This window comes from Reyranella massiliensis 521, from assembly GCF_000312425.1.
Classification (GTDB): Bacteria; Pseudomonadota; Alphaproteobacteria; order Reyranellales; family Reyranellaceae; genus Reyranella; species Reyranella massiliensis.
Genome location: NZ_HE997181.1, coordinates 2,723,857 through 2,749,939, shown reverse-complemented (window position 1 = coordinate 2,749,939; position 26,083 = coordinate 2,723,857). Strand labels below are relative to the sequence as shown.

Annotated in this window: 27 protein-coding genes and 1 pseudogene; 10 read left to right on the top strand and 18 right to left on the bottom strand. The window is 66.2% G+C overall.

The features are described 5' to 3' along the window. Positions 1–7: 7 nt before the first annotated feature. From BN60_RS13605 to BN60_RS13570, 8 genes are all read right to left on the bottom strand, one after another. Positions 8–742, bottom strand: a complete 735-nt coding sequence (locus BN60_RS13605; protein WP_020696623.1) for a hypothetical protein — start codon at positions 740–742, stop codon at positions 8–10. A gap of 85 nt (positions 743–827) precedes the next feature. Next, positions 828–2,063: a peptidoglycan-binding domain-containing protein gene (locus tag BN60_RS13600; RefSeq protein WP_020696622.1), complete on the bottom strand. Its 1,236-nt coding sequence runs from the start codon at positions 2,061–2,063 to the stop codon at positions 828–830. A 437-nt stretch (positions 2,064–2,500) separates the two neighbouring features. Beyond that, positions 2,501–3,082, bottom strand: coding sequence for a transposase (locus tag BN60_RS28910; protein WP_020696620.1), 582 nt, complete (start codon positions 3,080–3,082; stop codon positions 2,501–2,503). 362 nt (positions 3,083–3,444) lie between these two features. After that, positions 3,445–3,846, bottom strand: a complete 402-nt coding sequence (locus tag BN60_RS13590; protein ID WP_043285564.1) for a GFA family protein — start codon at positions 3,844–3,846, stop codon at positions 3,445–3,447. Between the two features lie 28 nt (positions 3,847–3,874). Further along, entirely contained in the window at positions 3,875–4,297 is a 423-nt protein-coding gene (locus BN60_RS13585) for a hypothetical protein (protein WP_020696618.1), read from the bottom strand. A 422-nt stretch (positions 4,298–4,719) separates the two neighbouring features. After that, on the bottom strand, positions 4,720–5,340 hold the full coding sequence (locus tag BN60_RS28905) for a transposase (protein WP_020696617.1): 621 nt from the start codon (positions 5,338–5,340) through the stop codon (positions 4,720–4,722). Between the two features lie 339 nt (positions 5,341–5,679). After that, a complete protein-coding gene (locus BN60_RS28900; RefSeq protein ID WP_020696616.1) occupies positions 5,680–6,507 on the bottom strand; it encodes a dienelactone hydrolase family protein in 828 nt (275 codons plus the stop codon). 7 nt (positions 6,508–6,514) lie between these two features. Beyond that, positions 6,515–8,137 (bottom strand): thiamine pyrophosphate-dependent enzyme, encoded by a 1,623-nt coding sequence (locus BN60_RS13570; protein ID WP_020696615.1) that lies wholly within the window; start codon positions 8,135–8,137, stop codon positions 6,515–6,517. A 50-nt stretch (positions 8,138–8,187) separates the two neighbouring features. Here BN60_RS13570 and BN60_RS13565 point away from each other — a divergent pair, with 50 nt between their 5' ends. Then, a complete protein-coding gene (locus BN60_RS13565; RefSeq protein ID WP_020696614.1) occupies positions 8,188–8,796 on the top strand; it encodes a SanA/YdcF family protein in 609 nt (202 codons plus the stop codon). Between the two features lie 18 nt (positions 8,797–8,814). Here BN60_RS13565 and BN60_RS28895 read toward each other — a convergent pair whose 3' ends face one another. Continuing rightward, entirely contained in the window at positions 8,815–9,759 is a 945-nt protein-coding gene (locus BN60_RS28895) for an EamA family transporter (RefSeq protein ID WP_148283415.1), read from the bottom strand. Continuing rightward, on the bottom strand, positions 9,663–10,253 hold the full coding sequence (locus BN60_RS13555) for a helix-turn-helix domain-containing protein (RefSeq protein WP_202949811.1): 591 nt from the start codon (positions 10,251–10,253) through the stop codon (positions 9,663–9,665). Before BN60_RS13555 ends, BN60_RS28895 begins: the two co-directional genes overlap by 97 nt. Before the next feature lie 168 nt (positions 10,254–10,421). Between BN60_RS13555 and BN60_RS13550 the strand changes: the two genes are divergently transcribed. The 3 genes from BN60_RS13550 to BN60_RS13540 are packed head-to-tail and all read left to right on the top strand — an operon-like array spanning position 10,422 to position 11,829. After that, positions 10,422–10,775, top strand: a complete 354-nt coding sequence (locus BN60_RS13550; RefSeq protein ID WP_148283414.1) for a hypothetical protein — start codon at positions 10,422–10,424, stop codon at positions 10,773–10,775. Beyond that, on the top strand, positions 10,775–11,605 hold the full coding sequence (locus BN60_RS28890; protein WP_020696610.1) for a hypothetical protein: 831 nt from the start codon (positions 10,775–10,777) through the stop codon (positions 11,603–11,605). Before BN60_RS13550 ends, BN60_RS28890 begins: the two co-directional genes overlap by 1 nt. Before the next feature lie 32 nt (positions 11,606–11,637). Next, entirely contained in the window at positions 11,638–11,829 is a 192-nt protein-coding gene (locus tag BN60_RS13540; RefSeq protein ID WP_020696609.1) for a hypothetical protein, read from the top strand. A 91-nt stretch (positions 11,830–11,920) separates the two neighbouring features. Here the strand turns inward: BN60_RS13540 and BN60_RS13535 are convergent, their stop codons facing one another. Beyond that, complete coding sequence (locus BN60_RS13535; protein ID WP_148283413.1) at positions 11,921–12,265, bottom strand: hypothetical protein; 345 nt, start codon at positions 12,263–12,265, stop codon at positions 11,921–11,923. A 159-nt stretch (positions 12,266–12,424) separates the two neighbouring features. Beyond that, positions 12,425–13,981 carry a serine hydrolase gene (locus BN60_RS13530; RefSeq protein WP_020696607.1) on the bottom strand — a complete coding sequence of 519 codons (1,557 nt, stop codon included), beginning with the start codon at positions 13,979–13,981 and terminating at the stop codon, positions 12,425–12,427. Between the two features lie 92 nt (positions 13,982–14,073). On the opposite strand from BN60_RS13530, the gene BN60_RS13525 reads away from it, so the two are divergent. Both BN60_RS13525 and BN60_RS13520 read left to right on the top strand, forming a co-directional pair. Then, entirely contained in the window at positions 14,074–14,415 is a 342-nt protein-coding gene (locus tag BN60_RS13525; RefSeq protein WP_020696606.1) for a hypothetical protein, read from the top strand. A gap of 339 nt (positions 14,416–14,754) precedes the next feature. Next, on the top strand, positions 14,755–15,033 hold the full coding sequence (locus tag BN60_RS13520) for a PepSY domain-containing protein (protein ID WP_020696604.1): 279 nt from the start codon (positions 14,755–14,757) through the stop codon (positions 15,031–15,033). Between the two features lie 17 nt (positions 15,034–15,050). Here the strand turns inward: BN60_RS13520 and BN60_RS13515 are convergent, their stop codons facing one another. The 3 genes from BN60_RS13515 to BN60_RS13505 form a co-directional block, all read right to left on the bottom strand. Beyond that, complete coding sequence (locus tag BN60_RS13515) at positions 15,051–16,244, bottom strand: MFS transporter (protein WP_020696603.1); 1,194 nt, start codon at positions 16,242–16,244, stop codon at positions 15,051–15,053. 176 nt (positions 16,245–16,420) lie between these two features. After that, a complete protein-coding gene (locus BN60_RS13510) occupies positions 16,421–18,325 on the bottom strand; it encodes a family 16 glycosylhydrolase (protein ID WP_020696602.1) in 1,905 nt (634 codons plus the stop codon). Between the two features lie 313 nt (positions 18,326–18,638). Further along, the gene (locus BN60_RS13505) at positions 18,639–18,827 is read right to left on the bottom strand and encodes a DUF6726 family protein (protein WP_020696601.1); all 189 of its coding nucleotides are present in this window, start codon (positions 18,825–18,827) and stop codon (positions 18,639–18,641) included. A 140-nt stretch (positions 18,828–18,967) separates the two neighbouring features. Between BN60_RS13505 and BN60_RS13500 the strand changes: the two genes are divergently transcribed. Beyond that, positions 18,968–19,852, top strand: coding sequence for a bestrophin-like domain (locus BN60_RS13500; protein ID WP_483475580.1), 885 nt, complete (start codon positions 18,968–18,970; stop codon positions 19,850–19,852). 21 nt (positions 19,853–19,873) lie between these two features. Here the strand turns inward: BN60_RS13500 and BN60_RS13495 are convergent, their stop codons facing one another. Then, complete coding sequence (locus tag BN60_RS13495) at positions 19,874–21,508, bottom strand: arylsulfatase (RefSeq protein WP_043285552.1); 1,635 nt, start codon at positions 21,506–21,508, stop codon at positions 19,874–19,876. Positions 21,509–21,779: 271 nt separating this feature from the next. On the opposite strand from BN60_RS13495, the gene BN60_RS13490 reads away from it, so the two are divergent. Continuing rightward, entirely contained in the window at positions 21,780–22,061 is a 282-nt protein-coding gene (locus BN60_RS13490; protein WP_148283411.1) for a hypothetical protein, read from the top strand. Here the strand turns inward: BN60_RS13490 and BN60_RS29650 are convergent. Next, a protein-coding gene (locus BN60_RS29650; RefSeq protein WP_148283410.1) for an IS5 family transposase occupies positions 22,058–22,773 on the bottom strand; the annotation gives its coding sequence in 2 pieces (ribosomal slippage) (positions 22,058–22,197 and positions 22,197–22,773; 717 coding nt in all). The genes BN60_RS13490 and BN60_RS29650 overlap by 4 nt on opposite strands. A 333-nt stretch (positions 22,774–23,106) precedes the next feature. Here BN60_RS29650 and BN60_RS13480 point away from each other — a divergent pair. Continuing rightward, positions 23,107–23,958 carry an SDR family NAD(P)-dependent oxidoreductase gene (locus BN60_RS13480; protein WP_043283909.1) on the top strand — a complete coding sequence of 284 codons (852 nt, stop codon included), beginning with the start codon at positions 23,107–23,109 and terminating at the stop codon, positions 23,956–23,958. 221 nt (positions 23,959–24,179) lie between these two features. Here the strand turns inward: BN60_RS13480 and BN60_RS13475 are convergent. Then, a pseudogene (locus tag BN60_RS13475) lies at positions 24,180–24,970 on the bottom strand (class I SAM-dependent methyltransferase). Positions 24,971–25,068: 98 nt separating this feature from the next. On the opposite strand from BN60_RS13475, the gene BN60_RS30910 reads away from it, so the two are divergent. Then, positions 25,069–26,083: serine/threonine-protein kinase (locus tag BN60_RS30910; protein WP_177324813.1), on the top strand; the 1,015-nt coding region annotated here is incomplete at its 3' end.

Genomic DNA, 26,083 nt, shown 5'->3' with positions numbered 1-26,083 from the left:
CAGCGCGTCAGGGGCGCGGCTTCGTATCCCTGCGATAGACGCCGGAGAAAGTGACATTCAGGCCGCCGCACTTCCGATTGTCCATCGCGATCAGGTACTCGCCCTGCAGGCGCAACCGCACGCCGCACTCGTCGGACTTGGGATCGTAGGGGACGGCCTTGCCGTCCGACGGCGTGAAGGCGAACGCATCGCCCGGGATGTGCGCCGTCACCTCGAACTCGCCGACATTGACCGCGCCGCGCTTGACGCGATCCGGGTCGCGGGCGCCATACGTCGCTTCGCCAGAGATCGCCAGCGTGTCCGTCGTCGGACCGGGGCAAACAGTGATGGTCTGCTCGGGGGCCTGCCAGCGGCCGATCCACTTCTCGCGGGCGATCGAGTCCTGCGGTGCGATCGTCGCCACGGCATTCTTCGGCAGCCAGCCCGAATGGCCGAAGCCCTTGGCGCTGATATAGGTCGCGCAAACGAAGTCGCGCAGGCTCTTGCCCACGATCAGCAGGTCGCCGTCGACGACATAGGCCTTCTGCCGGCACGCCGCCGTATCGGCCGGGCAGGCGGGCGCCGCGGCATCGCCGTTGCGCAGGAAGGTCGCGCGGCCACCCTCGCGCGCCGCCACCTTTGCAACGACGAGCGCGTCGGCAGGCTCGCCGATGCCGCCGCAGATGGCGGCGTCTGTCTGCGCCGAAGCGGAAAAGCCGGCGAGCACGACCAGCAGGGCGGACAAGGGGGCAAGAACCTTCATTCGATCCCTCTGCAAGGCGCGACGACAACGGGGCCGCCCGTTCCTGCCAAAATTCTACCGGAACAGTAAAGAGCCAACCTCGCGATCAGGCCCGGCCTCTGTTGGCGAGCGAGGCCCAGAACATCGACAGGAGGTCCGCCTCCATCAGGGGAGGATGGAGATTGCGCATCACGTAAGGCGAGCGGGGCGTGTCCCGCAATGCCGTTGCGATCCCGATGGCGCCGAGCTTGCCCAGCACCTCGAGCGTGGGCCCGCCAGGATCGACCCGGCCGTCGACGACCTTCAGGCCCGCGACCTGCTGCACCGCCGTGATCGCGCCGCGCGTCAGGGGGCCGGCGATGCCGTCGAGCACGAGGAGCGGACTTCCCGCGAGGCCCTGCCAGGCATTCAGAAGGAATTGCACGATCTGTACGTCGTCGTGCGCGTTGCGGCCATTGGCGCCGACGGAGCCCGTCAATGCGCGGGCGCGCATGTCGGGAACCATCTTCGGCGCCGGATAGGAGGCCAGCACGTTCCTGAACTGCTGCACGTTCGAGGAGGAGGGAACGAAGCCGAACCCCGGTGCGCTGGCCGGCTTCGGGAACCAGGGCGGCAGCGGGATTTCCTTGAGCAGTTCGGGAAACAGGATGGCCAGGACGATGACGGCGACGATGGCGACGATCAGCGCCGTCGTCAGGAAGGTCTTCTTGAAGTCGGCGTCGATGCAGAAGGAATAGACGACCAGACCTTCGATCTTGTCGTGCCGCTGGTACTCGAAGGTGACCGTGACCGGGATGGGGAAGAACATCATTCCCGGGATGAATATGTTCTGCTTGTGGAGTTCGTGCCGGCCCTTGGGCCTGAACCCCGAGCCGGGCTTGTAGGGAAGGTCGACATCCTGCATCAGCGCGCGGACCGACGCGATCTTGGTTTCGCCCGCGTCGTTCGTCTCGTTCGAGATGCCGGGCTTCACTTCGTAGAAGCGGTTTGTCGCCGGCGACTTCTCGCTCATGAAATCGGGAATGTAGACGATCTGCCCGTCCGGTCCGGCAATGGCGCGATCGTTCATCAGCTTTTCCAGCTTCGCCTTGTCGACGCCCGGATTCTTGTCGACGAGATAGGAGAAGTAGATCGTCTTTGCGCTGAGCTGCTGGCTGCCGTCCCTGAAGTCGTCCGCAGTGATCGGCTTGGGGTACCAGTCCTTGCGGCCGGTGAACTTCTGGTAGTCGTCGGCAACGTGGTCTTCTGCGAACTTGCCGATCTTGAAGAAGATCTGGCCCTGCAGTCGTTTCGTCAGCGGCGGCGAAGGAAACAGAATGCCCGGCGGAAAGCAGAACTTCATCGGCGCCCTCCCGCGCGGGCGGCGCGTCGCCCGCACTCGGGAAAGGCTAGCCAGCTTCGATTCCCGGTTCAGCCTTCAAAGGCGCATAGCTTCGGGCCGCAATCGGACCTGCCGGAGAAGTCAGCGCCTTGCCTCGAAGTAGGCGACCAGCGCGAAGAGGGCAAACGCACCGCCGATCAGCAACAAGGCGTTGGTGTTGATCAGGAGCAGGAGGGCGGCGGAAGGCATCCCGTAACTAGATCGACTTTCGCGGCGGGCGCAATCGCTGCACCCCCGGTTTCCCCCGCTGTACACGAGATCGTCACAGGCCTTTGCCGACCCAGCGTTATTTGCAGACCTCGGCTCGCGTACCTTGAGCGACCTGCAGCTTGCCTACCGAGCCTTCGCCTTCTCGCAAGGTGGTCGGATCACAGGATGTCGGATCGCAGGGTGTTGGATCACAAGGTGTCGGAGCCGAGCCGAACCGGAACGCCGCGAACGGTCTCGACCTCGGGCCGGGCATCTCTCCTGGTCGGCGCGCGAGACGGGCGGGGAGACGGCGACGACGGAAGGCCCGGCCGCCGCAGGGCAGCCGCCGGCGCAGGTTTCGGAGCCGGCGCCGTCTGCTTCGGCCGAGGCGTCTGGTATTGAAGCTGGGCCGCCGCCTCGCCGATACGGCGCAGCATCGCCGATGCCGTCTTGAACGATACGTTCAGAATCTGATGCAGATGGAACGGCCGTATCGGCTTGGCTCCGCCTTCGGTGAGATAGATGGCTTGCAGCCATTTGTGGGCAGGCACGTGGCTGGAACTCATCAGCGTGCCGTGCAGGCCGGAGAATGCCTTGCGGCAGACGTAGCATTTGTAGGTGCCGACGCGGGTCGTCGCGCCATTCAGCCTGCCGACCTTGCCGGCTTTGCCGCAGCGTGGACAGCTCACGCCGTCGGGCCACAGCAGACCTTCGAGATAACGATGTGCGCTCAGTTCGTCGGCGAACACCGCAAGCGCTTCGCGAGCTTTATAGTCCGGCCCCTCGTTCATGACCCCAACCCCAATCTTCTCGAAGAGCCCGACCCCTCGGACCCTCGACCTCGACGTATCCCACCACATCAAAGTCGTCTGGCATCCTTATAGCGCGATCAGTGCCGGTAGTAATCCTGGGTCGCTATTCTCCCACGCACCGGCAGCACCGATCGATTCGGACTGCATCTGTCATGTAGCGATCACAACGAGTGAGTCTCGTCCGCGGAGCGAGAGAGAAGGACGCTTCGGTACTTGCATGACGGTATGCAAGCAGCGTTGCCGACGGCCTGCTCGCGTTGTCGACGTCCAGCCAACGCCCGGCATCACGATCGTGCTGACGATTGTCGTTCCGCTCTTCGCGACGTCTGCAATCGGCGTCGTCAGAACCACAGGTCGCGAACGCAACGGCCGCTTGGCGGCAGATCGTCGAAGGTATCGAGCCCGTCGAACCGGTCGATGGGCAGGTCCGCTACCGCGTCCGGCGGCGCGAGCCGGAGATTGACCGCCATGCGGCGGCGACCGTCATCCTCGAGTCTCAGCCCGCGCCAGCAGAGCACGCCCGCACAGACGGGGCAGAAGTGGATTTCGAGGGCGGGGTTCGACTTGCCGGCACGACGATAGGTGCTCGTCTTTCCATGGAGCCGGATGCGCCCGCCTTCATAGTCGTACGCCCACAGCGCGCCGTAGCGTCGACACAGGGTGCAGTTGCAAGCCGTTATCGATCCCGGGTCGCCCGTGAGCGTCCAGTGAGCAGCGCCGCAATGACAGGATCCGGTAAGCACCTGTTCCATGTCTCCTCGTGAAGAAGACCTAACGCCCGCTGGCGCTGATGAGGACGATCGCGATCGCTGCGACCGCAGCGGCGAACGAAAGGATCCCCGCACGCGTCGTGGTGCGGCTCGAACGGCCTGCGATCATCAAGGCGCCACTCGCTGTGAAGCTGACGCCGGTCAGGATCAGGGCGGCGAAGCCGAACAGCAGCGTGCGGGCTTCGAAGCCCGTGCCTCGAAACCCCGGCGTGGGCGTGCCCGCCGCCGACGGAAGCAGGCTGGACCAGGACAAGACGAGGCCGCCGATGACGCCCACGAGGATGAGGCCGAGAAGCATCACGTGCCGTCCGCGCCGGGCGATCTCGTCGCGCCCGAAGACCGGGCGTCCGCACGCCGGGCAGCGAAGGACGGGCTTGGTGGTTCGCGCGCCGCAGAAGGGAGACAGGCAGACGCGTTCATTCATCGGGTCGCTCCTGCGCCGCGCTTTCCGGGCCGCCGAGAGCGACTGGCTCGCCCGGCGCCAGGTGCGGGCCGGCGAGTCGGCGGCCGCGGCCGCCAGGGCCGGCTGCTGCCATGCCAGCTCGTCGAAGCCTTGCCAGCCGAACTTCCCATATAAACGTCGAGGTCACGCGGGGAGGCTAAGGGCGACTTCTTTCCGAGACAATCCTCAATCGCGCCGAGTTCGGCGCCGGTCCCCGGGATCGTCGTGCCGGTCTCCGCCATCCTCTGCGGAATGCCGCGCACATTCGTCGCACACATCCGTCGCACGCATTCGTTCCGGGCGCATCATGACCTGGGCCGGCCTTCACCTGCGCAATCCGACGCTGCGGAAGCTCCTGCCACTGAGCGCCCGATCCGGGCCCTCGCGCGGCTGCGAAGGCAGGCTCACAGAGCGGCGACTTGGGCCCGAACCCCGCGCACGGTGGCGACATTGGCCCGCACGGTCCCGCCCGGCAGCGCAGGCGACGGCGCAGGCAAGGGCGCAGGCAACGGCGGGGGAGACGATGGCAGGGAGGACGGGGCAGGTGACGGCGGCATTGCCGGCTGTCGTCGATCGCCCGTCGAGGCGGCACTGCGAACCGAAGCCTGCTGCCTGGGCGGAGCAGCCTGGTATTGAAGCTGGGCCGCCGCCTCGCCGATGCGACGCAGCATCGCCGATGCCGTCTTGAACGATACGTTCAGGATCTGATGCAGGTGAAACGGCCGCATCGGCCTGGTTCCGCCCTCGGTGAGATAGATGGCCTGCAGCCATTTATGGGCAGGTACGTGGCTGGAACTCATCAGAGTTCCATGTAGGACAGAAAAAGCCTTCCGGCAGACATAGCATTTGTAGGTGCCGATGCGGGTCGTCGCGCCATTCAGCTTGCCGACCTTGCCGCCCGGCCCGCAGCGGGGACAGCACACGCCGTTCGGCCACAACAGACCTTCGAGATAGCGAAGTGCACTCAGTTCGTCCGCGAACAGCGCAAGGGCTTCGCGGCCCTTCGGATTTGGCCCCTGGTTCATAACCCACCCCAACCCTTTATCGAAAAGGCCCGACCCCTCGAGCCCCCGACTTCGGCGTGTCCCACCACATCGAAATCGTCCCGATGTCCCTATTAGCCCAATCGACAGCGGTTGCAACCTTGGGTCGCGCTTCTCCCAGCTGGCGACGATTTCGATGACCTGGGCGCCATCGTCACGTGCTGTCCCTGATGGCCGGGGCGCACGTGCGGCGGAGACGAAGAAACTTCGCCAATGCTTTCAAGGCGATACGGCAACAACCTATAATGAATCTCCGGTCAGGTCTCTAATGTCCCGGGGATGCCGCTCTGCGTGCGCGACGGCTTGCAGCGCCGCTGAACGCTATCGAAGAAGTCGTTCGAGAAAGACTCTGGTTTGCAACTCGGCGTCTCGCGTCGCAGTCGCATTTCCTTCGATGCGCCGGGACGTCGTGCCGCCACCGCCCATGCCGTTGATCCAGCGTGTTCCGCAGTTGCAGTCGAAGGAATGGTAGGTGTCCGGATAGAAGGTCGCCTCGATCAGCGACGGCTTCTTCGCGCCGCCGATCACGTCCCGGCATCGCTGGGCCGGCGTCCAGTCGTCCTTCTCGCCGATCAGGATGCGCAGCGGGATCGCGACGTCGTTGTCCTGCGGCGCCGTACAGTAGGGATAGTAGGCAACGGCGCCTTTGATGCCGTAGCTCGACCAGCGGGCGTTTTCCTGGACGCCCTTCATGATCGTCCATCCGCCGTGGGAGAAGCCCAGTACGGCGATCCTGTCCTTCTGCACGTAGGGCAAGGCGGCGAGGTATTCGGCCGTGCCGACGACGTCCTGCACGCGCTGTTGGGCATCCACCCGGTTGACGTCGGCGCACAGGCTGCCGTGCTTTCGCGAACCGAAGCTGTCGGGCTGGATGGCGACGTATCCCCACGAGACCAGACGCTTCGCCCAGTCCTGGTCCTTGCGGCTCACGCCACTGCAGTCATGAAGGACGATGACTGCAGGAAACGGTCCCGGCCCGTCCGGCCTGGAGAGGGTGGCAGCGATCGTTGCCGGCGCCGTGAGGCCAGGGAGCACAGCCGTCGGATACGTGACTTGCTGGGCCGCCGCGGGAGAGGAGGCCATTGCCGCCGCGATCGGGAGCAGGCACAGCGCCATCACCGCCAGGACGGCGAACCTTTGTCTGCCCATCTGTGCCTCACCGCACCTTCGGCATCATGATCATGTCCCATGGGCTCGGCACGTCGCCGTGCGGGACCCAGACGAGGGCGGGGGCGTTCAGCGCAAAGGCCTTGTGCAGGGCGTCTTCGAGTTGCTTCGCGTCAATGGCCTTGAACGAAGCGATGCCGAAGGAGTCCGCGAGCTTGGCGAAGTCGGGATTGTGCAGGTCCGAGGCGATCAGCCGGTTGCCGTAGCGCTCCTGCTGGATGCGCTTCACGTTGCCGAAGGCGCCGTTGTCGAACACGACGACCACGACGGCGAGATTGTGCCGTGCTGCCGTGGCGAGTTCGCCGACCTGGTACATGAAGCCGCCATCGCCCGCGATGGCCAGTACCTTCCTGTCGGGCATCGCGGCCTTGGCGCCCAAGGCCGTGCCGAAGCCCCAGCCGAGATTGTCCTGGTAGCCCGGCGAGAGGAACGTGCGCGGCTTCTCGACGGGGAAGGCGATGCGCGAGGCAAAGCCCATCTGCGAGACCTCGTCGACGAAGATGCCGTCCTCGGGCAGCGCGTTGCGGATCGCCTTGAGGAAGGAGACCTGCGGCTCCAGCCGCGACAGCCGTTCGCCGAGCCACGCGCGATGGCCGGCGAGTTCGTCGGCGCGCGAGGGCCGCTTGCGGTTGTGCTTGGCCAGCGCGGCAATGAGCGCGCGCAACTGATGTGCGGCATCGCCTACCAGCGCCACGTCGGGCTTGCGGAAACGATCGGGCTCGTCGGGATCGATGTCGACCCGAACCACCTTGAGCCTGTCGTCGATGCCCCAGTTGCTGTTCTGGATGAAGAAGCGCGTGCCCACCGCCAGCACGGCGTCGGCGTCCTTCCACAGGCGATGGCCGACCGGCATGTCGACGGCCAGCCGATGCGAGGAGGGGACCACGCCGCGGCCGCGCCGGTAGGAGGAGACCGGCGCTTCGAGCATCTCGGCGATATGGATCACCTCGGCGCCGGCATCGAGCGCGCCGCCACCCAGCACGAGGATGGGCCGTTCGGCATTGCCGAGGATCTTTGCCGCGGCTTCGATGGCTTCGTCGTCGACGACCTGCGGCGGCAGCGGCAGCGGCGCGTCGGGCAACGCCACTTCGCCGCGACGCGCCCAGGTGTCGAGTGCGCATTCCAGCGCCACGGGACGCGGACGGCCCGACGTCGCCTGCCAGACCGCCTGGCTCACAAGCGTCGGCGCTTCCTGCGGCCCGCGGATGCGCTCGGCCCATTTGGTGATGTGGCGCATCAGGCCGAGCTGGTCGTGGATCTCGTGCAGATGGCCGTGGCCGCGGTCGATGTCGGCCTGCGGGATCTGGCCGATCAGCCCGATCACCGGCGCGTTCATGCCGTAGGCCGTGAGCATCGCGGCACCGGCGTTCAGCAGGCCGGGACCGGGTACGACGCCGAACGCCTGCGGCTTGCCGGTGGCGAGGGCCGCGCCCAGCGCCATGTAGGCCGCGGTCTGTTCGTGACGCGGATGGATCACCCGCAGGCGATCGGCTGCGTGGTAGAAGGCGTCGAACAGCGGGTCCTGGTGCAGGCCGGGCAGGGCATAGACCGTATCGAGGCCGTGGCGGAGAAGGGTTTCGACCGTGGCTTCGGCGGTGCTGAGGCGGGGCATCGACTCTCTCTGTGTACGGTGAGGACGCGAACGTGGTGATGGTCGGCTAGATGGCGACGCGACTGATACTCTACGCACTCCTGGCGGCCGGCGCGGCAGCGTTGATCCTGGTGCTGCTGGCCTGGGCTGCCGAGCGCCGGCTCGACCGGCTGTCGGCACCTTACATCAGCGACGATCCCGCGCGACTGCCCGATGTCGAGGTGGCGCTGGTCCTGGGCGCCGCGCCCATCGGCCCCGAGGGCGGGCCCAACCGCTATCTCGTCTATCGTCTCGATGCCGCGGCTGCGCTGTGGCGGGCGGGCAAGGTGAAACGACTGATCGTGAGCGGCGACAAGCGGCCGCCGGATTACGACGAGCCCGCGGCAATGGAAGCCGGATTGATCGAGCGCGGCGTGCCGGCCGAAGCCATCGTGCGCGACGAGCTGGGCGTGCGCACGCTCGCGTCGGTGCAACGCGCCGAGACGGCGTTCGGGCAGAAGCGCCTGATCATCGTCTCGCAGCGCTTCCATCTCTCGCGCGCGATCTTCCTGGCGCGCGAACGCGACATCGAGGCCTGGGGCTTCGAAGCGCGCGACGTGGCGCGGGCCTACAGCATCCTCACCGAACTGCGCCGCTATCCCTCGGCGCTCCGCGCCTACGTCGACGTCTGGGCCGATTAGCGAGGGCCGCTCCCGGCCTCACCCCAGGCGCAGCAACGGCACCGCTGCCGCGGCCAGCAGCACGGCGGCGAGGCGCGTGCGGGTGAGCGGTTCGCGCAGCCAGACGACGGCGATCAGGATGGCGAACACGGCGCTGGTGTCGCGCAGCGCGGCGGCCGGCGCGATAGGCGCGTGGTTCCACACCCAGAGGATCAGCACGTAGGACACCATCGACGCCACCGCGACGGGCAGGGCGTAGAGCCACTGGCCTTTCAGCTGCGGCCAGACCGGGCCGGCGCGGCGCTGGCGCCAGCACATGGCGAGCGCGTTGGTGATCGAGGCGACGAAGCCGTAGGCCAGCGGCGAACCCGAGGCGCGCACGCCCTGCGCATCGCAGAGGATGTAGGCCGCGGTGCCCAGCCCCGCGAGCGCGGCCCAGCCGATGGCGCCCGACGCGAGACCGTCGCTCCCGGGACCGTGCCCGCGCGAGGCATCCCACGCGAGGATGCCGAGCGCCGCGGCGATGATGGCGATGCCCGCGAACGCCCCCCAGCCCACGAGGTGGCCGGTGACCAGTGCGGCGAGCGGCACGACGAACAGCACCGCGAGTGCGCGCACCACAGGATAGACGATGCCGAAGCCGCCCAGTTCGTAGGCGCGCAGGAGGGCATGCACCGTCACGAGGTTGAGCAGCGCCGAACCCGCGATCCATGGCCACGCGCCTGCAGCGGGCAGGCCGGTCCAGAGGAGCAGCGGCGCCACGAGGAGCGCGCCCAGCACCATCTGCGCCATCATCGCCTGCGCCGGATGGCGGTTGGCCTTCACCGCAGCGTTCCAGCCGGCATGCAGCAGCGCGCTCAGCAGCGCGGCGGCGACGTCGACGAGGTTCATCGTGGCAGCGAGACGATCACCACGGCGTAGCGCGCGGGCTTCGCGGTCGGATTGTGATAGGCGATCGGCCGGTCGAGTTCGAGCGCGAGGCAATCACCTGTCGCGAGACGATGACGCTCCTTGCCGAGCGTGACCTCGATCGTGCCCTGCAGCACCCAGATCTGCTGATGCGTCGCCGTCTGCCGCGCGCCGCTCTCGTAGGCCACGCGCGCCCCGGCCGGGAAGGAAACCTCGACGAGCTGGATCGGCGAGGGGAAACCGGGCGGCGAGACGTTGCGCCGGAGATAGCCCGATGCCGGATCGCGCCACGCCTGCTGCGCGGCCCGTCGCGACACCGGATCGGCAGGCGCCGCCGCAGCGGGCGCATCGAACAGCGAGGCCAGCATCACGCCCAAGCCGGTCGCCAGCCGCTCCAGCACGACCGCCGTCGGACTGGTCTCGCCGCGCTCGATCAGCGAGATCATCGACCGGCTGACCCCGCACGCCTCCGCCAGCGCCTCGAGAGACAACCCGCGCTCCGCCCGCAGCTCGCGCACGCGGGCAGCGATGCGGTCGTTCACGGAAGAGGCATCGGGAGCAGGGGGCATCGGCATCATCCAATATAATGGATGACTCATCGCTTATAGTGGATGAGGGAGTCAACCGGACCAGCTATTCATGTTTCCGGTAACAATGTGGTTACCATTACCGGAAACAAATCCGGTCTTGTGACCGGAAACAAATCCGACTATGTTTCCGGTAACATGAAAAAAGAAGTGCCGAAGTCTCGAAGCCCATCGGTCCGCGAGCGTGTCGCGCAGTCGCGCGAACGGCGTCGGCGCGCGGGGTTGAAGCGCGTCGAGGTCCTCGTCCCGAACGACAAGGTCGATCTGGTGAAGGCCTATGTCGCGCAGTTGCGCGAGGGATCGGATTCGGAGACCAGGGAGAAGGTGCGTCAGCTTCTGGTAAAGGCGTACCGGAACTACCACGCGCAGTATCTCGACAACATCAAGGTCGACATCGACAAGGCGGACTTCGCCGACGCGGCCATCGTTGCGGCGGCTCTCATGCATCGCGGCAATGCCGAAGCCTACAAGCTCGGCCGGCAGATCCGCAGCCTGGTCCGCTGATGCCTCTCACCGACTTGCAGCGCATGGTGGCCAAGATCATTCGCCCCTATCGGTCGATCAGCAACTTCGTCGGAGGAGGGGCGGCGCTGAATCGGCGCTGGTCGCGCATCTCCGACGATCTCGACCTTTATACGGAAAGCCGCACCTTGCCCCAAAGTGCACTCGACGAGGTAGAAGCATTGCGCAGAGCCGGCTTCTCCGTGGACGTGATCGTCGCCAACGACTCGACCGTGGAGGCGATCGTCAAACAGTACGGCTTCGACACGCGCCTCCAGTGGATGGACGATCCCGAAATCTCGAAGCGCTTCTTCCCCGCGACTGACGACGAAGAGTTGGGCTTTCGGCTGCACGAAGCCGACAACGCGGTGAACAAGGTGCTGTGCGCGGCGCGTCGCAATCGAGCCGCGCGCGATGCGGCCGATCTCGTGACGATCGTGGAGCAGTACGCGCCATTGGGGCCGCTGGTCTGGGCCGTCTGCGGCAAGGACGAGCGCCTGACGCCGGTCAAGGTGATCCGCGACATCCAGAAGATCGCCTTCGGCTATGCCGACGAGGAATTCAGGACGCTGGGAACCGACGACGCGACCTCGTTCACGCGAGACAGGGTGAGGCGTGTGCTCACACGGGCGCTCGACGAGGCTGCTGCCTATTGCGACGACATCGCGCCGCCGGACCTCGTGGGATGGCTGTTCGTCGACGCGAAGCAGGTCCCAATGGAGGCAACCGCCGAACAGCTCGACGACAAGACGGCCTTCGCGATGCCACTGAAACACTTCCGGGCAATGCCAACACTCTCCTCGGCAGGTGAGAGCGAGCCTCCGCCATTGTAGACTTCGCGCCCGACAATCTCGGAGGCTTCGCGATGGAGCAAAAGACGATCGATGCGCTCGTCACGTTGCTCATCTACGTGACGCCGTTCCTGGCGATCGGCATGGGCATTATCTGGTGGATGCGGCGCAAGAGCGTCGACCTGTCCGATGTGCAAAAGGAGGCCGGTCCGAACCGCGGGAAGCGTCGGCTTTTCCTGCTGGGCTTCTGGCGCACCGAGGATTGAGGCAGCGCGCCGGTTGCACGCAATGCCGGCTCTCGACGAGGTGGAACCGTCCGCCTCGCCGGCCTCTAGATGAACGCGCGCGTGGCGGCGATCAGCACCGCGCGGTGCGGGTGCGATAGCCGTCGTAGTACTGGCTTCCGCAGACGACCTGCTGCTGAACGACGTCGTCACGGTAGCCGTTCTGGCCGCGGTTCGTCACCGTCACCGTGGTGTAGGGACGGCCACCCTGGTTGTACCAGCCGTAGTTCTGCTGCTGGTTATAGTACGGGTTGCCGTAGGCCGCGGGGGCGTAGTAGCCCGTCGGCGCCGACTGATAGCCGTACGGTGCCGGCTGATAACCGTAACCGCGCGGCGCAGGATAGCTGTCGCCCTGGCACGCTGCAGCGAACAAGCCGATGCCCGCGACCAGCATCAGTCTGGGAACAAGCCTCAACATCTCCATTCCTCCGAACCAAGATGCTTGAACGCCTTTACTAGGCGGTCATTTTGTCCTCTTAAAGACGAACAACGGTCTGGGGATCGAATAGGTTGCTGGCTGCTGCTGTTGCTGGTTGGCGCCGCCGACGCGAGGGCTCGGTTTCCCTGCGTCGCGCCGTCACTGCCGCTTCAGGGTGCCCAGGCCATATTCGTCGAGGTCCTCGATCGTCACCTGGGCTGCCTTGCCGTCGGGACCGACCAGGAAGCTCACGCCGAGCCGCGCCTTGGGCGCTTCCGTCATGGGGCTGTAGACAAACACGTCGCGATTGAAGTGCGTGAGCGGGAAGCGTTTGCCCGCCGGTCCAAGCTGCAGGTAGAGCGCGCCGCCCGACTCCACGACCCTGGCGTTGCCGACATAGTCGTTGCCGTAGTCGCCGACATAGGCCGCCACCGGCAGCGCCGCCGCCCGCGACGCCGGCAGGGTCGCGTAGGCGAGGCTGGGCTTCATCATCTCCTTGTAGAAGGCCTCGAAGGCCTGGTTTGCCGCGGCCACGAAATCGCGCGTCGGCTGGCCCTTGAAGACGAGATCGAAGAAGGTGGCGGCAATCCCCTCGGGCACGCCGGTCGGAAAGGCGTTGGTCAGCACGGCGATGGCGAGCTGCTCGCCCGGGATCAGGTGCGCCAGCGTGCGGGCGCCCGCGCTGAACGCACCGGCATGGCTCAGCTCGACGCCGTGCTCGCGATAGTCGATGGCCCAGCCATAGCCGTAGAAGCTCGCGGCGCCGGTCTTGGGATCGATGCGGCGCACGATGGCGGGAACCTGCGCCTGTTGCAGCGCCTCCTTGTGGATCAGCGGGCGGCCGCCGTGCTCGCCGTCGGCCAGCAGCAGGCGCAGCCATTGCGCGAGGTCGCGCGCGTTCGAGCTGGCGCCGCCGGCGGGCGCCTGCGCATCGGCATTGCGCCGCGTGAAGGAGGCCCACGCGCCGTCGACCGGCACGTGCAGGGCGGCGCGGTTGGGCCGGTTCTCGAAGTCGCGATAGCGCGAGCTGGTCGAGTTCATGCCGAGCGGCTTGTAGAGCTTCTCCTCGGATGCTTCGTCCCAGCCCAGGCCCGAGGCGCGCGCCGCGGCGACCGCGCCTTCGGTCAGGCCGAAATTGCTGTAGGAGTAGCCGTTGCGGAAACTGTAGGCCGGCTTGGCCAGCCGCAGCCGGTGCAGGATCTCGCCCTGGGAGAAGCCCAGCTCCTCGATGTCGTCGCCGACATGGCCCGGCAGTCCGCTGCGATGGGCGAAGAGGTCGCCGACCGTGACGGCCGCGGCCGCCAGCTCGTCCTGGAGCGAGAAGCCCGGATCGATGTCGCGGATGCGGCTGTCCCACGAGACCTTGCCGTCGCTCACCAGCGCCGACACGACGGTCGAGGAGATCGGCTTGGAGAGCGAGGCGAGCTGGAACACCGTGTCGGCGTCGACCGTTTCGGGCTTGCCGGCCTGACGCAGGCCGAAGCCCTTGAGATAGACGGCCTTGTCGGCATGGACCACGGCGATCGACAGGCCGGGCACGAGCTTCTTGTCGACGATCTGCTGCGCGAGCGCTTCGAGCTTGGGCAAGGCCGCCGCGACCTTCTCTCGGGTCGCGGTCTCGGCCCGCAGCGGCGAGGCGATCAGCGGGGCGGCGAGGGGAGAGGCGAGCGTCGCCGCGACGCCGGCGAGAAGGGTCCGCCTGGAGGGTTTGCGCATGGGTCGGCCGTCCTTCTCTGGTCCAAAGTCGAAGCTCGAATGCAGGGGCGCGATGATAGCGGGAAGTTGAACCGCAGGCTCCTGGAGCGGCCATGACAGCAGCCGAACGCGTCGGTATTTTGGCAAGCGTGATCGCCGCCCTCGCCCGCATCGTCTCGACTGTCGCCCTCGTGGCCGCGGTGCTGTGGGTCGCCTTGCCCGCCCTCGTCGTGGCCTCGGCGAATGCGGCGCAGGCGGAAGGCGGGGACTGTCCGTGCTGCGAGGCGCAGACCGCGGCCACCGGCATTGTCGCCTGTCCGAGCTGCCCGGCCGGCACGCCCGACGAAGGCGCGCTGCCGCTGCGCTACAGCACGGTCGCGGCGGCGTGGCTCGCACTGTCGCCGGCGTCGGTCGCCGGCATCGACCCGGCTCCCGCCGAACCGCCACCGCGCTGATCGTTCCCCGTCGCCAGGACTTTCCTCAAATCAACGGAGAACGAAATGTTGCGTACACTTCTGTCGACGCTCGTCCTGCTGTTCGCGTTCGGAACGGCCGCGCACGCCGCACAGCCCTGCTGTGACGGCGGCGCGTGCTGCGAAGACGCGATGCCTTGCTGCGACGAGTAACACCGACCGGCAACCACGACGGACGCCCGCCTCGAAAGGGGCGGGCGTTTTCGTTCCGCGGCGGCAAGAAACCGCACGTGTCCCTGCGAAATCGGCAGATAGGATGACGCTCGGCTTGCAACTGCCGGCCCGCCATTCAGTTGATACTGATCGCAATGGAGGATCCATATGAGACTCATGCTGTCACTGATGACCGTCGCGATCGTTCTGCCGGCGACGGCGGCACTGGCCAAGGATCGGCCGATCACCGATGCGGAACGGCCGAAGCTCGAAGCCGCCCTCAAGGAAGTCGGCTGCAGCGGCGGCAAGATGGAATTCGACGACGACAAGGGCGCCGCCCATCCGAACGGCAAGTTCGAGGTCGACGATTCGACCTGCCAGGAAGGCAAGAAGTACGATCTGACCTTCGATCCGGACTTCAAGCTCCTGACCAAGAAGCTCGACTAGCGACGCGGGCGCCTCGCTCAGCCTGAGCGCCCGGCGGGAGGTCGGCGTCGCAGCGAAGCGACGCCGACGACCAGCGTGACGGCGATCATCAGGCCGGTGATGACGATCAGCGTCAGGGACAGGGAGACGGCGGTAAGGACGGCGCTGGCGAAGATGACGCCGCAGGCGTTGGCGGTGCGCAGCAGGGCGAATACTTCGGCGCGCCGTTGCGGCGGGGCCAGCGTGTCGAGGACGAGCGAGTAGTAGGTGGCCAGCGGCGCCAGGACCGAACCGACGAGGAGGGCGCCGGCGACGGTCGTCGCGATGGAGAGGTTGAGCGCCACGAGGGCCGAGCCCGCCGACATGACGGCCAGCTGCGCCAGCACGATCCTGCGCGACGCCATGCGGTTGCGCACGCTGACCCAGATGCCGCCCGCCACCGAAGCCAGGCACAGCGGCACCGTGAACAGGATCGCGAGCGCCGGCTCGTAGCCGAAGTTCAAGGCGAGTGCCACGGCGCCGATCTCGATCGCGGCGACCGTGGCGCCGCCCGCGGCGGCACACAGGAGCCAGAGCAGGAGGGACGGGCTCAGGACCGAGCCGCCGGGACCGCGCACGGCGTCGAGATGGCTCGAGCCCGCACCCGGCACCAGCAACGCCGGCAGCGCGCCCACCACCGCCAGCGCCAGCACGCCGAAGGCTGGCGAGACGGTGCCCAGACCCGATGCCACCACGGGCGCCAGCACGAAGGTCGTCTCGTTGAGGGTGGCGGCGATGCCCAGTGCGCGCGGCATCCGCGAGGCCGACGCGAGATGGTTGAGGATGGCGCGCAGATAGCCGGAGGCCGCGCCGTTCACCAGTCCGGCGACGGCCGCCAACGCAATCAACCAGGCGAAGGGCGCTTCGTACGCGGCGAGCAGGGCGACCGCCGCCAGCGCCACCGTGCGGACGACGATCAACAGCCTGAGGAACATCGCCAGCGGAAAGGTCGTGCCGAGCCTTGCGATGGGGATGGCGCCGGCCACTTGCGCGAGCGTCATCGCCAGCATCATGGCGGCGCCGCCGCGCGCATCGCCGGTAAGGCCGAGCGCCACGAGCGAGAAGGCGATCGGTCCCGCCGCCTGCGGAAAGCCCAGCGTGGCGGACGAGACGTACCAGCGCAGCAGCGGCCCGCGGCGGGAAGGCGCGTCGGTGCCGGCGCTGTTTGCGGGAGAAGGGTGTGGGCTGGTCATCCTCGGTCCAGGTGCTCTGCCGCAGCCGGGACTGTCGGGCGGGCGCACCATGGAACGAATTGCAGTCGTTGGGCAACGAGCAAGAATTCAGCGCAATCGGCGCAACGAAAAACGCCCGCCCCGTGGGAGGGGCGGGCGCTTCGTCGAGAGCCGGGGCCGATGGGCGGCCGGCAGCGCTAGGCGCCGAGCAGGAAGTCGCTGGTATCGACTTTGATGCTGATGACGACGTCCTGGAAGTCGTTGTCGCCGGTGGCGCTCGGCAGGTCCTCGAAGCCGATCAGCAGTTCCTTGCCGCCGGCCGAGGTGCCGGAGAGGACCTGGATCGCGTCGTTCGGATTGAGCGTCGACAGCGAGTGGAAGATGGCGGCGCCGGAGAGCACGCCCAGCGTCGCGCTTTGCAGGATCGGCGTGTTGCCGGTGTCGATGTCGGCCGGCGTTCCCACGCCCGGATTGAGGAACGACAGGTTGTCCGGCAGCGCGCCGAACTTGCTGAAGCCGTTCTGGATCAGGAAGAAGGCCACGCGCTCGCCATCCGCAGGCGTGCCGAGGTCGACGGTGCGCGCGCCCGCCGCCACGTTCATCGTGTTGTTGAACAGGATGTTGACGTCGCCGATCGTGCCGTCCGCGGCGATCTTGTAGTAGCCCAGCGTGTTGGCGTAGGCCGACGCCGCCGACTTCAGCTCCGCCGTGAAGCCCACCGTGCCGTCGCCGGTCAGGAACGGCTCGTTGGCGATGCCGTTGATCTTTCCCGCGTCGACCCGCGCGCCTTCCGCCAGGGTCGGCAGGAAGTTCTGGAAGGTCAGCAGCGTGTGGGCATCGGGGCCGTTGCCGCGCGCCACCGTCATGAAGTCGCCGCCGGAATGGTCGCCTTCCACCTGGAAGGTCGTGCCGCCGATGGTGACGGAGCTGCCGCCCGTGCCCGGCGCGACGGCGACGTCGCCGCGTCCGACCTGCACGCCCTCGACGTGCACCGTATCGTTGGCGCCGAGGCCGGCCATCGTGTCGCCGTTGAGGTTGGCCAGGGTATCGCGGATCGTGTCCGTACCGTCGGCGGTGTGGAAGCGGTCCGCGCCCGCGCCGCCGCGAAGCAGGTTGGTGCCGGTGCCGCCGTAGAGCGAGTCGTCGCCGTTGCCGCCGATCAGCGTGTCGTTGCCTTCGCCGCCCGCGACCACGTCGTGGCCGTCGCCTGCGTCGATCACGTCGTCGCCCGCCGCGCCGTCGATGGCCTCGGCCGCCGCGCTGCCCAGCATGTTGTTGTGGCCGCCGTCGCCGAGCTGCGTGCTGAGGCGCTCGACCTTCACGTAGTCGACGTCGAAATAGTAGCTCTTGTTCTCGGCCGGCGTCTTGGCGAGCAGCAGCGTCGGATCGGTGATGTTCGGTCCGGTCGGATCGCCGGGGTTCTTGCCCCATGGCCCGCCGTTCGGCGGATCGGTCTGCGGCGCGCCCCACAGGTTGATGTGGAGCTGCTGCGGCTTGGTCGGCACGTGCTGGGTGTCTTCGCGGATCAGCTTGCCGTCGACGAACCAGCGCACCACCGAGGGCAGCCATTCGAAACGGTAGACATGGTCGATGCCCAGGCCGCCATCCACCGCAATCGATTGCGGCGTGCCGCTTTCCTGATGCTTGAAGACGTTGGTCGAGATCTTCGCCATCTGGCTAGTGATGATCTCGAAGTCGATTTCGTCGTGGACCTTGTTGCCTTTGCCTATGTCGAACTTCTCGTAGGAGAAGAAGCCGGCGATCATGCCGCCCTGGGTGCCCTCGAACCGGAACTTGCCCTCGAAGGCGAGAGCGCCGCCGGTCAGGTCCCACGCCTGGGTGGTGATCGCTTCCGAGCCGTAATAGGAATTGGACTGCGCGTTCGGGTTGTCCGGCGGCGGCGGCGTGTAGGTGTCCATCTTGATGCGGGCCATGCCGTTTTCGGCAGAGGGCAGGTTCTGCCGCATCTGGGTCTGGCCAAGGAACGACGAGTTGTTGTTCTGGCTCCAGTGATTGTAGTCCCAGTTGGCGGCGTTGAGGGTGCCGTTGACCGAGAAATCGTCCTGGAACAGGACAGCCGATGCAGCGAGTGGTGAAGACATGTGCTTCCCTCTTGTCCTTTATGAGCGCCGGAACGAGGCCGTCGGCGTCCGGGCAGCGTAAACGACGGCAGGAAGTTGCTTATCACGGGGACGAGGCCATTCGGCACCATCCGCGGGTGGAAGGTTCTGGAATTCCAAGTCTTTTCCAGAGAAAGAGGTTGGAATCGGGCGGGAATTGGGCAGTGCGCCGGACGCGCGGGAATTTCCCGTGGCGCGGGCGCCGGTTCGGCTCTTTCCGGCCAACCGAAATCGAGAGAGAGAGAGAGAGAGAGAGAGAGACGCGCCGCGACCGGGTTGAGGTCAGTTGATGACGTCAGTCGATGACGTCGGCGGTCACGTCGAGCGGGGCGGCCACGACGTCGCCGGCCACCGGCACGACCTTCACCACAGCGCTGCTGACGCGCACAGGGGCTGCAACGACGCCGCAGCCCGCCAGGCCAAGAGCGGTCATCAGGAGCATGGTCGCGCCGACGAAGCGGCTTTGTCGAAGGAACTCGGTCACGCGTCTCACCTTTCGTCGGGCAGGCACGCCAGTGCCGCCTGTCCTGCAAGCATCCGAGGTGACAACGCCGGAACGCCCGCCCAGTTGCCGGCCCGGAACCCGGCGGCAACCTGCAGGGCGCGGCAAAGAAGTTGACCGCCGTGCCGGCGGGATCGAGGATGGCGTGCGATGCGGTCGGAGCGAGCGGATGGGTCAGGAACGCGGCGGGTCTTCTGTTCCCTGGGAAATCGCCAGCCTTCCATGATCGCGACGGTCCCGACGTGCAGCCCCTGACATCGTCTCCCTTTGAGGTCGCGGGCCTCCTCCTGGTGATCCTGCTGGCCTGCCACGAGGTGGGCTACCGCCTCGGCTTCAGGGTCGGGAAGGTCGACGACGAGTACAAGCGTCGCGTCGACATGATCCGCAACGCCATCCTGGCCTTGGTCACATTCCTCGTCGGCTTCAGCTTCGCCGGGGCGGGCAGCCGCTTCATCGACCGGCAGGACCTGATCGTGAAGGAGGCCAATGCCATCGGCACGGCCTGGCTGCGGGCCATGCTGCTGCCCGAGCCCCAGCGCGGCGAGGTGCAGACCGAGCTGCGGCAGTATGCGAACGACCGCCTGGAGTTGTTGAGGAGCTTCGACCCGGCGAACATCCAGCGGCTTCTGGCAAAGGCCGGCGAAATGCAGAACCGCCTTTGGCGGAGCGGCATGGCCGGCGTCGGAACGGACCGCGAGTTCGCCAACTTCATGCTGCCGGCGCTCAACGACGTCATCGACATCCACTCCGAGCACCTGTCCGCCGCGCGCCGGCATGTGCCGCAGCCGATCCTGATCGTCATCGTCGTCACCGCCGCGGTCGGCATGGGGATGATCGGCTTCGACAACGGCCTCGCGCGCCGTCGCTTCTTCATCCTGAGCACTGCCTTTGCCCTGGTGCTGGCGGCGTCGCTCTGGATGACGATCGACCTCGACCGGCCCCGGCACGGTTTCTTGCGGGCCAGCGAGCAGCCCTATGTCGACCTGCTCGCGTCGATGAAGTCCTGACGGGACTGCGCCCGCGGGCCGTCAGCGCGGCCGCATGTTCTCGACATCCTTCAGGCGTTTCAGCGCCTGCTGCTGCTGCATCAATCCATAGTTGATGCCTGCGGCGTTGAGCGAACTGCCGAGCTGGAAGGGATACTGGTCGAAGTCGGCGAAGAACTCCTTGATCTTCCCCTGGATCGGCACGAGCAGCCAGATCTGGCGGGCGAAGAAGTCCATCGCGTTGCCGCCCTCCCGCATGCCGCGTTCATACGGGTCCATCCGCAGGTTGGTGATCAGCGCCCACGACGGGATCTCGCGCGTGGCCGTCGCGATGTTGCCTTCGGAGGCGACCGCGAAGCTGACCTTCCAGTCGTTCCACCGAATGGCGTTCAGGTTGCCGCCCTGGTCGAAGTAGTAGATTGCGTCGCGCGGCCCCTGCTTGGCCTCGCCCTTGAAGAAGGGGAGGAAGTTGTAGCCGTCGAGATGGACCTTGAAGGTCTTGCCGCCTGCGGCATAGCCCGCCTTCATCTTGTCCTTGATGTTGGGCTCGCCCGCCGCCGCGGCGAGGGTCGGGAACCAGTCGATCAGGGAGATCGGGTCGTTGATCTGCGTGCCCGGCTTGATGACGCCGGGCCAGCGCACCATCATCGGAATGCGGAAGCCGCCTTCCCAGGTCGTGCCCTTCTCGCCGTGGAACATCGTCATGGCGCCGTCCGGCCACAGCGCGATCTCCGCGCCGTTGTCGGTGGTGTAGAGGACGATGGTGTTGTCGGCGATCTTGAGATCGTCGAGCAGCTTCAGCAGTTCGCCCACCATCGCATCGTGCTCGGCCATGCCGTCGGCATGGATGCCCTTGCCGGTCTTGCCCTGCGATTCCTTCTTGAGGTGGGTGAAGACGTGCATGCGCGTCGAGTTGAACCAGCAGAAGAACGGCTTGTCGGCCTTGACCTGGCGGTCGATGAAATCCTTGGCCGACTTCAGGAACTCCTCGTCGATGGTCTCCATGCGCTTGGTGTTGAGCGGGCCTGTATCCTCGATCTTGCCGTCGGCCGAGGTCTTCAGCACGCCGCGCGGGCCGTACTTCTTCCGGAACTCGGGATCCTTCGGATAGAAGTAGCCTTCCGGCTCCTCCTCGGCATTGAGGTGGTAGAGGTTGCCGAAGAACTCGTCGAAGCCATGCGCCGTCGGCAGATGTTCGTCGCGGTCGCCGAGATGGTTCTTGCCGAATTGTCCCGTGGCGTAGCCCTGCACCTTCATCACGTCGGCGATGGTGGGCATCCATGCCTGGATGCCGTGGGGATCGCCGGGCATGCCGATGGTGAGCAGGCCGGTACGGAACGGCTCCTGTCCCAGGATGAAGGACGCGCGGCCGGCGGTGCAGCTCTGCTGGCCGTAGGAGTCGGTGAAGATCGCGCCTTCGGCGGCGATGCGGTCGATGTTGGGCGTGCGATAGCCCATCAGGCCCATCGTGTAGGCGCTGATCTGCGGCACGCCGATATCGTCGCCGAAGATCACCAGGATATTGGGCTTCTTGCCGGCGGCACCGGGAGCGGGGGCCGCCTGCTGCGCCTGCGCCAGCCGGACCGGCGCGCCGAGCGTGGCGACCGCCAGCGCCGACAGCGCCGTGCCGCCCAGAAGCATGCCGCGTCGCCCGGCCTTCGCGGGGGCGTCTCTCATCGCTTTGTCGTTGGGGGTCTCGTTGTCCCGATCGGCCGCCATATGCGCCTCCCTCTGCTGGAACGAGCATAGCGAGCATAACTGGCCGGAGGCACTCTCCAACAGTGTGGCTCGCGCATAGGTGAAGACGGGCTTTGGCGCTCCCGCACGCAGAGTGCTGCCAGTGCCTGCTTTTCGGACATGGCTCGAATGTGCGTCGCGACGAAGTGCGTTCTTGCCAGCGCCGTTCAAAGCGACTTAGCTGGGTTCTCAGAGCGGGAAGGGATCTTCCATGACACGAAGCCTTAATGCGCCGCTCAGTCCACATGAAGAAGTCGCGTTGCGTCGCGTCGCCCTCGGCATGGGACCGAGAGACGTGCTGTCGGCCAGAGCCGTCGCGCGGCTGAAGGGCCTTGAATTGATCGAGGTCTCGGAGTCGGGCGTGCGGCTTACGCCGATCGGCCAGCAGCGCTACTCGGCATTGCTGGGCGTATCGCCTGCCGCGAATTCTGCGGCAGAGAAGGGTCTGCTGCAGGCCCTCGCGACAAGCGGAGCCGACGAAGCGAAGAACTAGGACGTGGACTCATTAGCGCGGAGCCATAGCCTGGTTGAAGCGAGCTGGACGAAGGCCAGGTAGTTAGCGGCAAGCTTGTCGTAACGCGTCGCGACCCGACGGCATTGCTTGATCCTATTGAAGAAACACTCGACTTGTTGCGAGCCCGATACAGATAAGGACTGAAGCAGATCGGACCGTTGCGATTGCTCTTGGGCGGGATGTTTGCCCATGCGCCTTTCTTCATGGCAAGCTTCCTGATCCAATCAGCGTCGTAGCCGCGGTCGGCAAGCAGCGTCGATCCGGACTTCAGCCGAGACAGAAGTTTGCAGGCATGCCGATTATCGTGAGCCTCACCGGGGGGCAGTGCCAGCCGTACCGGAAGGCCATTGCTGTCCACGAGCGCATGGATCTTGCTGGTCAATCCGCCTCTTGATCGTCCCATCGATTGCCGTTGGTTCCTCGCAATGCACGCTCCGTGCTGATGCACGCGGACAATGGAAGTGTCGATCATCTGCACAGCCGCGTCGTGAGCAGCGGCAAGGGCGTTTATGATGCGGCTCCATACGCCAGCTCGCCGCCAGCGAACGAAGCGATTGTAGCAGGTGGTGTACGGACCGAAGTTGATTGGAAGGTCACGCCACGGCGCTCCAGATCGCAAGACCCAAAAGATGCCATTGAGGACGCGACGGTCGTTTACCCGTGGGACGCCGCGCGGCTTGTTCGGCAGCATCGGCCTGATGGCAGTCTATTCCTCGTCGGAGAGTTCGTAGCGCATGATTCGGACCCCCTTCAGTCGGAGGCTTGAATCACGGCTCGGCGGTTGGTCTCAACGGGGCTGCGACCGACGGCGATCTGGTCGCGATGCGCCCGAAAGTGGACGCATTATGCTTACTATGAGTTTTGTCGTTCGTGACCCAAACCGGGCGTGGCACGCGGCCCGCCGCATCCAGATGATCCGGCCACGGTTAAGGCGAGCGGACGCCTTGAGCCGAAGCTCGATAAACTCAGCGAAGCCAGATAGGTATCTGCTAAGGCCAATTGCAAAAGCAACGGAAACACGCACATGCAAGACCTTACCGGACGGACAGCCTTCGTCACCGGAGCAGCATCAGGCATCGGATTAGGGATCGCCACGGCGCTGTCGCACGCCGGGGTAAGTGTCATGTTATGCGACATCGAGGAAGAGGCGTTAGCAACGGCTGTAGCGAAATTGAAACTTACCAACGCCGACGTTGACGGCGTGAGAGCGGATGTATCGCTTAAAGCAGACCTCCAAGCCGCAGCGGATGCTACCGTGTCGCGCTACGGAAAAGTCCATATTCTGGTCAACAATGCGGGGGTCGCCGGCGGCCGGGGTTATGGTCATTGGACAGATGCGGGTTGGAATTGGGTTCTCGACGTCAATCTGATGTCGGTGATTTGGGGCATCGAGATTTTCGGTCCGCTGATCGAGGCGCACGGCGAAGGAGGGCAAGTTGTTTCCACGGCGTCCGTCTTCGGGCTGATCGCTGGAGGAAGTCCGCAGTATGATGTGACCAAATATGGAGTGGTGGCTCTATCCGAAGGACTGCGTAAGGCGCTCGCGCCGCGGAAAATCGGGGTATCCGTCCTGTGTCCGGGCGTTGTCCGCACTCAGATCTTTAGTTTTCGTCGCAACGTGCCGCAGCGGATCGTTGAGAAGATCGGCAGTCCGCCGACTGAAGGACCGATCGCCGATAATATCAAGGCACTCCAGGAGCGGACCAACAAATTTGGCATCGATCCGCTCTATGTCGGCGAACTGGTTCGCGAGGCAATCGAAAATGACTGGCCCTACATCTTCACCGACACCGAGCACGAAGCCACGATCGACAGGCGCTTCGCCGCGATCAAGCAGGGCTTCGACCGCATCCGCGGAAGGACGCCGCGGCGCTAGCTTATCGCAGTCTGCTCACGGTCGCTTTCGGCCCATTTCGGAAGTCAGGCAACGTCCGCTTTTGCGTCGCTCTCGGGGGACAAGCGGACATCGATTGATGCCGTCGATTTTATGAGTACGCGGCCTAGACTGTGTGCTTATAGATTCCGGACTGGCAGCGACTCCGGAATGCGGAGGCTCGCCCCCATTCCGGCGTTGCATCGCTTCGCGCGGCTGGTCGCTCACTCTGGCACCCTGCCACGACAGGCCCATGCGACGGAAACCATGGAGCGGGGCCCGTCGGGACGATTGGCGACATAGGCGCGGCGTACATGCTCTCTCAGAATGTCGCGCTTTTCCTCGGGCAGTTTGACGACGTACTGCCCATGGGGTCCTTCGCCGCTGGCGAACGGTGCCCAGTAGTCCTCGAAGGACTAGACTCCATGTGGATCAGCAAGCTGACCTGCTCCACGTCGCGCAAGCCGAGATCCAGCCATAGCTGCTCCATCTCGCCGGGCCCGGTGAGAGGACGGAAGAGGGGCCGCTCCAGCGCGGGATCGAGGACACCGGCGATGTCCCAGAGGATTCTTGCAAAGGGTTGTCCGCCGTAGCTGTCCCACACCGCGGCAGCAATCGTGCCGCCGGGACGGACGACGTGGCGCATTTCCTCGACCGCCTTCCGGGCGTCGGGGATGAAGTGCAGAACCAGCAGCGAGAAGGCCCGATCGAACGACGAATCGGCGTATGGCAGGGCGCGCGCGTCGCCCACGTCGAAGGAAAGACGCGGATCGGTATTCCGCGCGCGCGCAGCGGCGACATAGGCCTCGGTCAGATCGATCCCGGTGGCCGATGCGACGTTGGCGAAGTCCGGCAGCGCGAAGATCAGGCTGCCCGTGCCGCAGCCCATGTCGAGCACGCGATCGCCGTCGCCAAGGCCGCCGAACCTGATCAGCGAAGGCGCCAGCCGGCGGCTCCAGCGGCCCATGAGCTGCTCGTAACGATCCGCGTTCTGGAAGCTACTCGTACCCAGCATCGCAGGTTCGTTCACCGTTCGCCTCCCCATGGTTTCAGGCAGCGATTTTCCGGCCTCGCCCTTTTGGACCAGTTTACAACAGCCGGGCGGCCACGGCGATGCACGCACCCGCGGCGGCGACGCACTGGACCTCGCTCGACGTTCTGGAGTATCGCCTTGTCCGGTGGATCCCGCGTGCGTTGCGGGATGGAGCGGTGGGGCAGTCAGGCGTCATGGCGGAGCAGAAGTCCGACGGGGCAGAGCATGCGTCGGATGCCGATATCGTTGCGTTGAAGCCGGGCACCAGGATCGGGCGACACGAGGTGCTGGCCGTGCTGGGCCAGGGCGGCTTCGGCATCACCTATCGTGCCAGCGACGGCCAGCTCCACCGCGAGGTCGCGATCAAGGAATACCTGCCGACCCTGCTGGCCTACCGTTCCAACGGCCGGACCGTGCTGCCGCGCTCGACCAAGGTCGCCGAGGATTTCGCCTGGGGTCGCGACCGCTTCGTCGCCGAAGGCCGCACGCTGGCCAGCCTGCATCACGCGCCGGGCATCGTGCGGGTCTTTGACTTCCTCGAAACCAACGGCACCGCCTACATCGTCATGGAGATGCTGCGCGGCGACACGCTGGAGGGCCGCATCAAGGCAGGGCCGCCGCTCGACGGCGCCGACGTCGAACGCATCCTGCGCACGCTGCTCGACGGGCTGGAGCAGGTGCACGATGCGGGCTTCCTGCATCGCGACATCAAGCCCGCCAACATCCTGCTCGACGCGCGGGGCAATCCGACGCTGATCGACTTCGGCGCGTCGCGCGCGGCGATGACCGGGCGCACGGTCGCGATGACGGCGATCTTCACGCCGGGCTATGCCGCGACCGAGCAGATGACCTCGGCCAAGCAGGGGCCGTGGACCGACATCTACGGCCTCGCCGCCACGCTCTATCACGCGATCACCGGCGAGCCGCCGCCCAATGCCTTCGACCGCCTGCTGGACGATGAGTACAAGCCGCTGGCCCGTCTCGCGCCGCCGGGCTTCCCGCCGGGGCTGATCGCGGGCATCGACGCGGGCCTGGCCGTGCGCGCCTCCGACCGGCCGCAGTCGATCGCGGGCTGGCGGGCGCTGCTGGCGATGT

Bases quoted from the DNA above. Each gene is read 5' to 3' on its own strand.
- BN60_RS13605 (WP_020696623.1), bottom strand. From the start codon at position 742: ATGAAGGTTCTTGCCCCCTTGTCCGCCCTGCTGGTCGTGCTCGCCGGC.
- BN60_RS13600 (WP_020696622.1), bottom strand. From the start codon at position 2,063: ATGAAGTTCTGCTTTCCGCCGGGCATTCTGTTTCCTTCGCCGCCGCTG.
- BN60_RS28910 (WP_020696620.1), bottom strand. From the start codon at position 3,082: ATGAACGAGGGGCCGGACTATAAAGCTCGCGAAGCGCTTGCGGTGTTC.
- BN60_RS13585 (WP_020696618.1), bottom strand. From the start codon at position 4,297: ATGAATGAACGCGTCTGCCTGTCTCCCTTCTGCGGCGCGCGAACCACC.
- BN60_RS28905 (WP_020696617.1), bottom strand. From the start codon at position 5,340: ATGAACCAGGGGCCAAATCCGAAGGGCCGCGAAGCCCTTGCGCTGTTC.
- BN60_RS28900 (WP_020696616.1), bottom strand. From the start codon at position 6,507: ATGGGCAGACAAAGGTTCGCCGTCCTGGCGGTGATGGCGCTGTGCCTG.
- BN60_RS13570 (WP_020696615.1), bottom strand. From the start codon at position 8,137: ATGCCCCGCCTCAGCACCGCCGAAGCCACGGTCGAAACCCTTCTCCGC.
- BN60_RS13565 (WP_020696614.1), top strand. From the start codon at position 8,188: ATGGCGACGCGACTGATACTCTACGCACTCCTGGCGGCCGGCGCGGCA.
- BN60_RS13555 (WP_202949811.1), bottom strand. From the start codon at position 10,253: ATGCCCCCTGCTCCCGATGCCTCTTCCGTGAACGACCGCATCGCTGCC.
- BN60_RS28890 (WP_020696610.1), top strand. From the start codon at position 10,775: ATGCCTCTCACCGACTTGCAGCGCATGGTGGCCAAGATCATTCGCCCC.
- BN60_RS13540 (WP_020696609.1), top strand. From the start codon at position 11,638: ATGGAGCAAAAGACGATCGATGCGCTCGTCACGTTGCTCATCTACGTG.
- BN60_RS13535 (WP_148283413.1), bottom strand. From the start codon at position 12,265: ATGTTGAGGCTTGTTCCCAGACTGATGCTGGTCGCGGGCATCGGCTTG.
- BN60_RS13530 (WP_020696607.1), bottom strand. From the start codon at position 13,981: ATGCGCAAACCCTCCAGGCGGACCCTTCTCGCCGGCGTCGCGGCGACG.
- BN60_RS13525 (WP_020696606.1), top strand. From the start codon at position 14,074: ATGACAGCAGCCGAACGCGTCGGTATTTTGGCAAGCGTGATCGCCGCC.
- BN60_RS13520 (WP_020696604.1), top strand. From the start codon at position 14,755: ATGAGACTCATGCTGTCACTGATGACCGTCGCGATCGTTCTGCCGGCG.
- BN60_RS13515 (WP_020696603.1), bottom strand. From the start codon at position 16,244: ATGACCAGCCCACACCCTTCTCCCGCAAACAGCGCCGGCACCGACGCG.
- BN60_RS13510 (WP_020696602.1), bottom strand. From the start codon at position 18,325: ATGTCTTCACCACTCGCTGCATCGGCTGTCCTGTTCCAGGACGATTTC.
- BN60_RS13495 (WP_043285552.1), bottom strand. From the start codon at position 21,508: ATGAGAGACGCCCCCGCGAAGGCCGGGCGACGCGGCATGCTTCTGGGC.
- BN60_RS13490 (WP_148283411.1), top strand. From the start codon at position 21,780: ATGACACGAAGCCTTAATGCGCCGCTCAGTCCACATGAAGAAGTCGCG.
- BN60_RS13480 (WP_043283909.1), top strand. From the start codon at position 23,107: ATGCAAGACCTTACCGGACGGACAGCCTTCGTCACCGGAGCAGCATCA.